Source organism: Pelomicrobium sp., assembly GCF_036803785.1.
Classification (GTDB): domain Bacteria; phylum Pseudomonadota; class Gammaproteobacteria; order Burkholderiales; family UBA6910; genus Pelomicrobium.
Genome location: NZ_DAIRTR010000125.1, coordinates 1 through 8,413 on the forward strand (window position 1 = coordinate 1; position 8,413 = coordinate 8,413).

An 8,413-nucleotide genomic window follows, 5' to 3' on the forward strand; every position below is an offset into this window, starting at 1 on the left:
ACGTAACCAAGCTCCCCCTCCACGGGCACGCCGCAAGCATGGGCAAGGGCCACCACTTCCCGAGTGCGGGCAGCGTTTTCCCCGAAGGGCAGATGGGAGGCGTCCACCATCACGGCGTTGGCCCCCAGCCGCATCGCCCGGACGACCGATTCCGGCCCCGAGCCATGGTCCAGATGGATGGCCACCGGCACCGTGGCCCGGCGGGCCGCCGCCACCACCGCCGGCATCAAGAGATCGAAGTCGTAGTGCTCGAAGTGGGATTCGGCCAGGGACAAGATCACTGGGGAACGGCTGCGCTCGGCCCCCGAAAGCACCGCTTCCAGGAACTCGAGACCCACCAGATCGAAGGCGCCCACCGCGTAGCGGTGGCGGTAGGCATGAGTCAGCAGATCCGCGAAGTGAACCAGGGGCATCGGCTTACGTTTGCCCAGACAAGACGACCCGCGCCATTTCACCCATCCGTGCTGCAGCTCGCTAAAAAGAAAAGACCCTTCCGCGAAAGCGGCAAGGGTCTAAGTCCAACGGACGTGCGCAGTGGTACAACGAACCGTCAGAGTGGAGGAAAGCCGTTTCTCGCGTCCAGAGACCCGCCTTCATCTTCCGGAACGCGCAGAACAAGCCCAACGTCACTATAGCGGCGCAGACGGGCGGACAACAAATCGATCTTCTTATCGATACGATAAGGCATCTTTACCGGCCCTCCACGCTTCGGCGTGCCAAATCCGCAACAAGTCAGGGTCCACCCAACGTTTGCCGTGGGCGCGACCACGCAGCATCTGCAGCGGCTGTCCCGGTGCACCGAAGCCGCCGATGACCGCCACCGCGCCGGCGAAGTCCTGGCCCAGGGTGTAGTCGTTGACCACGACCAAGGTCGCGAGTCCCGCCTGTTGGCTCGAGCGCAGCCCGTTCTCGGAATCCTCCACCGCCAAGCACGCCTGGGGACCCAGCCCGAGCCGGTCCAGCACCCAGGTATAGATGTCGGGCGCCGGCTTCTTGGCCCCCACCACATCTCCCGCGCCGATCACCTCGAACCAGGCCGGGCCCGCCGGCCCCAGGTTCGCTTCCAGAAGGGCCTGGACGTTGTCCGGCGTCGTGGTGGTGGCGATGGCCAGGCGCAACCCTTCGGCCCGCAACGCTTCCAGCAGCCGCCCCACGCCTGGGCGCAGCGCGATGCGCCCTTGGGCCACCAAATCCGTATAGAGGCGGGTCTTGCGCTGATGCAGCCTCTGGACCAGCTCAGCGAAGTCGGCACGTCGGGCAGTAGCGGAATCGAAGCGCTCGGCGTAGTGCCGGATGCGCTCCTTGCCGCCGGTCACCGACAAGAGCTGGCCGTAGAGCGCCGCGTCCCAGTGCCAGCCCAGTCCCGCCTCGGCAAAAGCGGCGTTGAACGCCACCCGGTGCCCGTCCCGCTCGGTGTCGGCCAAAGTGCCGTCCACATCGAAGATGACCGCCTCCAGGGCCATGGGGATAGGGCCTTAAGCGCTTCGTTCGGGCGCGGCGCTCACTGCCCGGGCGCTTGTGCGCCCTCGCGGAAAATCCGGCTCTGGAGCAGATCCGGCGGCTCGATGGTCATGATCTGCTCCCGGGTAAGGGAACGGCCGCGGCTGGCGAACAGGCGATTTGCCTGGCGTAGCCGAGCCCGGTCGAGGGCGTTGCGGATGGAGCGGGCATTGGCGAAATGGGGCATCTGCATGCGCCGCCGGATATAGTCCTTGAACACTTCTTCCGCTTCGGGGCTCAAGCGGTAATTCTGCTGGCTTAGCATGAGCTTGCCGATAGCAAGCAGTTCCTCGGGCGTGTAGTCCGGGAAGTCGATGTGGTGGGCGATGCGGGAGCGCATGCCTGGATTGCTCTGGAAGAAGCGATCCATCTTCTCCTTGTAGCCAGCGAGGATCACGACCAGATCCTCCCGCTGATTCTCCATCACCTGGAGCAGGATCTCAATGGCTTCTTGGCCGTAGTCCCGCTCGTTCTCCGGCCGGTACAGGTAATACGCTTCGTCGATGAACAACACCCCGCCCATGGCTTTTTTCAGCACTTCCTTGGTCTTGGGGGCAGTGTGGCCGATATACTGGCCCACCAAGTCGTCCCGCGTGACCGCTACCAGGTGTCCCTGGCGCACGTAGCCGAGCCGATGCAGGATGTCAGCCATGCGCAGCGCCACGGTGGTCTTGCCAGTACCCGGGTTGCCGGTGAAGCACATGTGCAGGGTGGGCGTTTCCGAAGTGAGGCTGAGCCGCCGTCGCACCCGATCCACCAGTAGCAAGGCCGCGATCTCGCGGATACGCATCTTGACCGGCGTAAGCCCCACCAACTCCCGGTCGAGCTGATCGAGCACTTCTTGCACGTTGGAGGCGCGAAATTCCGCCTCCAGGTCCACGGCCTCCGGCACTGCCGCCTCGATCGTCTGCCGGACCTCGCTGCTCATGATGATCCCAGCTCCAGAAACGGTTTCAGGCGGGGAATACGAGCCCCGCCTCCACTTCCCGGCGTCTCTGCGTGCCCGCCAGCCGCTCCACTAGCGCCAGCGCGAAGAGCATGGAGGTGCCCGGACCACGGGAGGTGATGACCTCGCCGTCTTCCACCACTGCGTCCTCCACATAACGAACCGGGCCGATGGCCACCTGCTCTTTGAACTTGGGATTGCTGGTGGCCCGTTTGCCCTCCAGATGGCCATAGGCCGCCAGGATGGAGGGAGCGGCGCAGATGGCGGCGATACAGCGGTTTTTGCTCCGCTGCCGCTCCAGCAAGCCCCGCACGCGCTCGTCCTCCCGTAGGTGCTTGACGCCCGGCATGCCTCCCGGCAGCACCACCATGTCGAAGTCCTGGTCCATCACCGCGTCGAGGGGCGCATCCGGATGGAGCACCGTGCCGCGGGAGGCTTTCACCGGCCCTTCCTGCAGGCCCGCCACCACCACTTCGATGCCGCCGCGGCGCAAGACATCGATCACCGTGACCGCCTCCAGTTCCTCGAAACCCTCCGCGAGAGGTAGCAGCACTCGTGGCATGTACGGCTTTTCCTCCTGACAATGATTCCGTCATGGTCCGCCGGCGCGCTGCCGGCAGCGCCGCGCTAGCGGTATCGTTCGCCCTTGGGTTTTTCCGTGGCGTAGGAATGGATGGTGTAACGGATTTTCCGCCCTTCGGCTTCCTGGCGCCACAGATGAAATCCCGGTTCCTCCTTGGGCCGCTGCACGATGAAGGACAGGCGCGGCGTCTCCCAGCCCCGTGTGGAGTCGTAGGCCGTTACCCGGATGTAATGGTCCGGGTAGGCCTTGCGGCAAGCGTTCACCTCGTACATGATGCCCGCCGGGTCCTTGAGGTCGAACATGGGCAACCCCCACATCTCCCAATAGGTGTTGCGGGGATGGGGATCGTCGGTGAATTCCACGTTGATCGCCCAGCCCTGCTTGAGGGCGTACTCGATCTGCTTGCGGATCTGCTCGTCGGTGAGATCGGGCAGAAAAGAAAACGTGCCTTGGGTGAGTCTCATGGCGGCTCCTCGGTTTCAGGCAACGGGGGTCTCGAGCGGCACGAAGTCCGGCGTGTCGGTGGAGGCGTAGTTGAAGGTGATGTCCTTCCACACGTCCAGGGCGGCCCGCAGGGGCTGGCACCACTTGGCTGCCTGCTCCAGGATCTGGGGGCCTTCCTCCCAGATGTTGCGGCCTTCGTTGCGGGCCTGCACCATGGCTTCCAGCGCTACCCGGTTGGCGGTGGCGCCGGCCGCGATTCCCATGGGATGGCCGATGGTGCCGCCGCCGAACTGCAGCACCACATCCTCTCCCAGATAGGTGAGAAGCTGGTGCATCTGGCCGGCATGGATGCCGCCGGAGGCGACCGGCATCACTTTACGCAAACCTGCCCAGTCCTGATCGAAGAAGATGCCGCGAGGCAGGTCGACTGGGTTGTGGGGCTCACGCAGGACGTTGTAGATGCCCTGCACGGTATTGGGGTCGCCTTCCAGCTTGCCCACGATGGTGCCCGCGTGAATGTGATCCACCCCGGCCAGGCGCATCCATTTGGCGATCACGCGGAAAGAGATGCCGTGGTTCTTCTGGCGCGTGTAGGTGCCATGACCTGCCCGGTGCAGGTGCAGGATCATGTCGTTCTTGCGCGCCCACTTGGACATGGATTGGATGGCGGTGTAGCCGATCACCAGGTCGATCATGATGATGACCGAGCCCAGTTCCTTGGCAAATTCCGCACGCTCGTACATGTCTTCCATGGTGGCGGCGGTGACGTTGAGGTAATGGCCCTTCACCTCCCCCGTCTCGGCGCTGGCTCGGTTGACCGCCTCCATGCAATAGAGAAAGCGGTCGCGCCAATGCATGAAGGGTTGGGAGTTGATGTTTTCGTCGTCCTTGGTAAAGTCGAGCCCGCCGCGTAGCGCTTCGTACACCACCCGCCCGTAATTGCGTCCAGAAAGCCCCAACTTGGGCTTGACGGTGGCGCCGAGCAGGGGCCGACCGAACTTGTCTAGCCGCTCCCGCTCCACTACGATCCCCGTGGGCGGTCCATCGAAGGTCTTGACGTAGGCAACGGGGATGCGCATGTCCTCCAACCGCAGGGCCTTCACCGCCTTGAAACCGAACACGTTGCCGATGATGGAAGCGGTCAGGTTGGCGATGGAGCCGGGCTCGAAGAGGTCCAGGTCATAGGCGATATAGGCAAAATACTCGCCCGGGCGGTTGGGCACGGGATCGACCCGGTAGGCCTTCGCCCGGTACATCTCGCAGGCGGTGAGCCGGTCGGTCCACACCACGGTCCAGGTGGCGGTGGAGGATTCCCCCGCCACGGCGGCGGCGGCCTCTTCCGGCTCGACCCCTTCCTGGGGCGTCACGCGAAAGAGGGCGATAACGTCGGTATCCTTGGGCTGGTAGTGGGGTTCCCAGTAGCCCATGACTTTGTAGGGGATTACCCCAGCTTTGTAGCGTTCCTTCGGGTCAGTGATGGTGCCCATGGTTTCCCTCTCGGGCTGAAGGTGAAAGATGGGAGGAAGTGTAGCCTTGGCCAACGATAAGCAAAACTTGTATATTTTAATCGTAATGATAAGCTAGAGCTTAGGTTCCACGAGGCGGAGCTCCCCATGCTGCATGTGACCCTGCGCCAATTGCGGGTGTTCGAATCGGTCGCCCGGCACTTGTCCTTTTCCCGGGCGGCAGAGGAGCTGTTTCTTTCCCAGCCGGCGGTGTCCATGCAGATCAAGCAGCTCGAAAACCAGGTGGGACTGCCCCTCTTCGAGCAGATCGGCAAGAAGATCTACCTCACCGAGGCCGGCAAGGAGCTCTACCACTACAGCCGGGCCGTCGCCCAGCAGCTCTCGGACATGGAACACGCGCTGAACGAGCTGAAGGGCCTGGAACGCGGGCGCCTGGCGATCGCGGTGGTGTCCACCGCCAACTTTTTCGCGCCCCAGCTCCTTGCCCGCTTCGTGCAGCAGCATCCCGGCGTCCAGGTGAGCCTCTCCGTGGTGAACCGGGAGACCGTGTTGCGACAGCTGGCGGAGAACGAGATCGATCTGGCCATCATGGGACTGCCCCCGGAAGGGCTGGACGTGCGCTGGCAGCCGTTCATGGAAAACCCGCTGGTGGTGATTGCGCCCCCTAACCACCCCCTCACCCGGGAAAAGCGCATCCCCATGAAGCGGCTTGCCGAGGAGGTGTTCGTCATCCGCGAGCCCGGCTCAGGCACGCGGGGCGCCATGGAGCGTTTTTTCGCCGAACACCGGGTGCAGCTCAAGACCAGCATGCAGATGGGCACCAACGAGGCGATCAAGCAGGCGGTGCAGGCCGGGATGGGCCTGGGCGTCGTGTCCTACCACACCATCGAGCTGGAGCTGGAAACCAAGCGGCTCAAGGTGCTGGACGTGGTGGGGTTTCCCATCCGGCGCAACTGGTACCTGGTGCACCGGCAACAGAAGCGCCTGTCCAAGGTGGCCGAGGCGTTCCGCGAGTTCCTGCTCAAGCAGGCCGAGCGCCTGATGCAGAGCAAGGCGCCGGAAAAGGTCCACGCCTGAGGAGCGCCTTTGCGTCGACCAGAGCGCGCCCCGGCCTTTTCAGCTCGTTAGCATCTTGGCCGAGCCGCGTTGCGCGCCCCTTTCCTTTGCTTCTTGCAAGAGGACAAGGTTGCAAGACGACCCCCGCACGATGTGCTCCCCCGGACCGGAGCGAGCGTTCAGGCGAAGGAGTGGACACGGGCGGCCGCAGGAGGGCCGCCTTGGCGGATAAAGCGGCCCCTCTGGGAACAGGGAGGAAGCTTCAGCGCACCACCTGTTTCAACTCCCCCTTGGCGTACATCCGGGCCATGGTCTCCAGGGGAATCGGCTTGATGCGGGAGGCCTGCCCCGCGGTGCCGAACGCCTCGAAGCGCGCCTTGCAGATGTCCTTGGCGGCGAGCATGGCCTCCTTCAGGAACTTGCGGATGTCGAACTCGCTTTTGTTCTTGGCCATGGAACGGCGCATGGCGCCGGTCATGGCCAGGCGAATGTCGGTGTCGATGTTGACCTTGCGCACCCCGTGGCGGATGCCCTCCTGGATTTCCTCGACCGGCACGCCGTAGGTCTCCTTCATCTCGCCGCCGTATTCCCGGATCACTTGCAACCACTCCTGAGGCACGCTGCTCGAGCCGTGCATCACCAGGTGGGTATTGGGGATGCGGCGGTGGATTTCCTTGATGCGATCGATGGCCAGAATGTCGCCGGTAGGAGGCCGGGAGAACTTGTAGGCGCCGTGGGAGGTACCGATGGCCACCGCCAAGGCATCCACCTGGGTTTCCCGCACGAACTCGGCCGCCTGTTCCGGGTCGGTAAGAAGCATGTCGTGGGTGAGGGCTCCTTCCGCGCCCGACCCGTCCTCCTTACCGGCGGTCATGGTCTCCAGCGATCCTAGGCAGCCGAGCTCGCCTTCCACCGAGACGCCCACCCAATGGGCCATTTCCACCACCCGACGGGTGACCTCCACGTTGTATTCATAGGAGGCCGGGGTCTTCATGTCCTCCTTGAGGGAGCCATCCATCATGACGCTGGTAAACCCCGAACGGATCGAAGCCTGGCACACGGCGGGGCTCGCCCCGTGATCCTGATGCAACACCACCGGGATGTGGGGATACTGCTCCACCGCAGCCAGCACCATGTGGCGCAGGAACGCCTCCCCCGCGTACTTGCGGGCTCCGGCGGAGGCCTGCATGATGACGGGGCTGTCGGTCTCGTCAGCGGCTTGCATGATGGCCTGGATCTGTTCCAGGTTGTTGATGTTGAATGCCGGCACCCCGTAGCCGTGTTCCGCGGCGTGGTCGAGAAGCTGGCGCAGTGCGATCAGAGCCATGGCAACCTCCTTGTGTGGGAAACGAGAAACACTCAGGCCTTCTTGCGCCGCGGCTTCACCGCGGCCTGGGCAAGGCCCTGGGTGATTCGATACTCGCCCACGCGCACGACCTTTAAAGTATTGGTATGTCCGGCGAGACCCACCGCCTCGCCGATGGTCAAAACGATCAAATCGCCTTCCCGCACCGCCCCGCGCCGCAGCAGCTCGTCCTCCGCCGCCCGCAAGGTCTCCTCCCGGTCCTGGGAGGGCGGATTGAAGCGGATCGGGTGCACGCCCGAGAACAAGGCCATCTTGCGCCGCGTCTCCACCACGGGGGTCAGGCCATAGATCGGCACCCCTGAGTTCATGCGGGACATCCACAAGGCAGTGGAGCCTGACTGGGTGAGCGCCCCGATGGCCTTCGCCTTCAGGTGGTAGGCGGTGAAGAGGGCGGCCATAGCGATGGACTGGTCGATGCGGGTGAACACCTGGTCCATGAAGTCCCGGTCCAGGTGGATTTCCATCTGTTTCTCCGCCTCGATGCATACTCGGCTCATGGTCTCCACCGTCTCCACCGGGTACTGGCCCACGGCCGTCTCGGCGGAGAGCATCACGGCGTCCGTGCCATCTAGCACGGCGTTGGCCACGTCGGACACTTCGGCCCGGGTGGGCACGGGATTGGAGACCATGGACTCCATCATCTGGGTGGCGGTAATGGCCAGGCGGTTGCGGGCGCGGGCCATTTTGATCATGCGCTTCTGCAGCGCCGGCACCACAGCATCGCCGATCTCCACCGCGAGATCTCCCCGCGCCACCATGATGGCATCCGACTCGTCTAGGATCTCGGGCAGGGCGTCGATCGCCTCGGCCCGCTCGATCTTGGCCACCAGCAACGACTTGCCCCCGGCCTCGTGCAGCAACTCCCGGGCTGCCCGCATGTCCTGGCCCGAGCGGGGAAACGAGACCGCCAGGTAATCGGCCTTGAGCGCCACCGCGGTCTTCAAATCCTCCACGTCTTTCTCGGTGAGGGCCGGCGCGGTGAGACCTCCCCCACGGCGGTTGATGCCCTTGTTGTTGGACAGCACCCCCCCGGCGATCACACGGGTGTAGAT

General features: G+C 64.2%; 9 protein-coding genes. 1 reads left to right on the top strand and 8 read right to left on the bottom strand.

The window, feature by feature from the left end; translation table 11 throughout:
* The 6 genes from V7Q81_RS12770 to V7Q81_RS12795 all read right to left on the bottom strand — a co-directional run.
* On the bottom strand, positions 1–413 hold a 413-nt coding region (locus tag V7Q81_RS12770; RefSeq protein ID WP_333843865.1), incomplete at its 3' end, for a class II fructose-bisphosphate aldolase.
* A gap of 255 nt (positions 414–668) precedes the next feature.
* Positions 669–1,463, bottom strand: coding sequence for an HAD family hydrolase (locus tag V7Q81_RS12775; protein ID WP_333843867.1), 795 nt, complete (start codon positions 1,461–1,463; stop codon positions 669–671).
* A gap of 38 nt (positions 1,464–1,501) precedes the next feature.
* On the bottom strand, positions 1,502–2,428 hold the full coding sequence (gene cbbX, locus V7Q81_RS12780) for a CbbX protein (RefSeq protein ID WP_333843869.1): 927 nt from the start codon (positions 2,426–2,428) through the stop codon (positions 1,502–1,504).
* Positions 2,429–2,453: 25 nt separating this feature from the next.
* Positions 2,454–3,008 (bottom strand): DJ-1 family glyoxalase III, encoded by a 555-nt coding sequence (locus V7Q81_RS12785; protein WP_333843871.1) that lies wholly within the window; start codon positions 3,006–3,008, stop codon positions 2,454–2,456.
* A 65-nt stretch (positions 3,009–3,073) separates the two neighbouring features.
* Positions 3,074–3,493 carry a ribulose bisphosphate carboxylase small subunit gene (locus V7Q81_RS12790; protein WP_333843873.1) on the bottom strand — a complete coding sequence of 140 codons (420 nt, stop codon included), beginning with the start codon at positions 3,491–3,493 and terminating at the stop codon, positions 3,074–3,076.
* 15 nt (positions 3,494–3,508) lie between these two features.
* Positions 3,509–4,960, bottom strand: a complete 1,452-nt coding sequence (locus V7Q81_RS12795; protein WP_333843875.1) for a form I ribulose bisphosphate carboxylase large subunit — start codon at positions 4,958–4,960, stop codon at positions 3,509–3,511.
* A gap of 126 nt (positions 4,961–5,086) precedes the next feature.
* Here V7Q81_RS12795 and V7Q81_RS12800 point away from each other — a divergent pair, with 126 nt between their 5' ends.
* On the top strand, positions 5,087–6,016 hold the full coding sequence (locus V7Q81_RS12800) for a LysR family transcriptional regulator (protein WP_333843877.1): 930 nt from the start codon (positions 5,087–5,089) through the stop codon (positions 6,014–6,016).
* A 241-nt stretch (positions 6,017–6,257) separates the two neighbouring features.
* Here V7Q81_RS12800 and fba read toward each other — a convergent pair whose 3' ends face one another.
* On the bottom strand, positions 6,258–7,322 hold the full coding sequence (gene fba, locus V7Q81_RS12805; protein ID WP_333843880.1) for a class II fructose-bisphosphate aldolase: 1,065 nt from the start codon (positions 7,320–7,322) through the stop codon (positions 6,258–6,260).
* 32 nt (positions 7,323–7,354) lie between these two features.
* On the bottom strand, positions 7,355–8,413 hold a 1,059-nt coding region (pyk, locus tag V7Q81_RS12810), incomplete at its 5' end, for a pyruvate kinase (RefSeq protein WP_333843883.1).

What these genes read in the sequence shown, in the direction of transcription:
- V7Q81_RS12775 (WP_333843867.1), bottom strand. Translation starts at nt 1,463, where the DNA reads ATGGCCCTGGAGGCGGTCATCTTCGATGTGGACGGCACTTTGGCCGAC.
- cbbX (WP_333843869.1), bottom strand. Translation starts at nt 2,428, where the DNA reads ATGAGCAGCGAGGTCCGGCAGACGATCGAGGCGGCAGTGCCGGAGGCC.
- V7Q81_RS12785 (WP_333843871.1), bottom strand. Translation starts at nt 3,008, where the DNA reads ATGCCACGAGTGCTGCTACCTCTCGCGGAGGGTTTCGAGGAACTGGAG.
- V7Q81_RS12790 (WP_333843873.1), bottom strand. Translation starts at nt 3,493, where the DNA reads ATGAGACTCACCCAAGGCACGTTTTCTTTTCTGCCCGATCTCACCGAC.
- V7Q81_RS12795 (WP_333843875.1), bottom strand. Translation starts at nt 4,960, where the DNA reads ATGGGCACCATCACTGACCCGAAGGAACGCTACAAAGCTGGGGTAATC.
- V7Q81_RS12800 (WP_333843877.1), top strand. Translation starts at nt 5,087, where the DNA reads ATGCTGCATGTGACCCTGCGCCAATTGCGGGTGTTCGAATCGGTCGCC.
- fba (WP_333843880.1), bottom strand. Translation starts at nt 7,322, where the DNA reads ATGGCTCTGATCGCACTGCGCCAGCTTCTCGACCACGCCGCGGAACAC.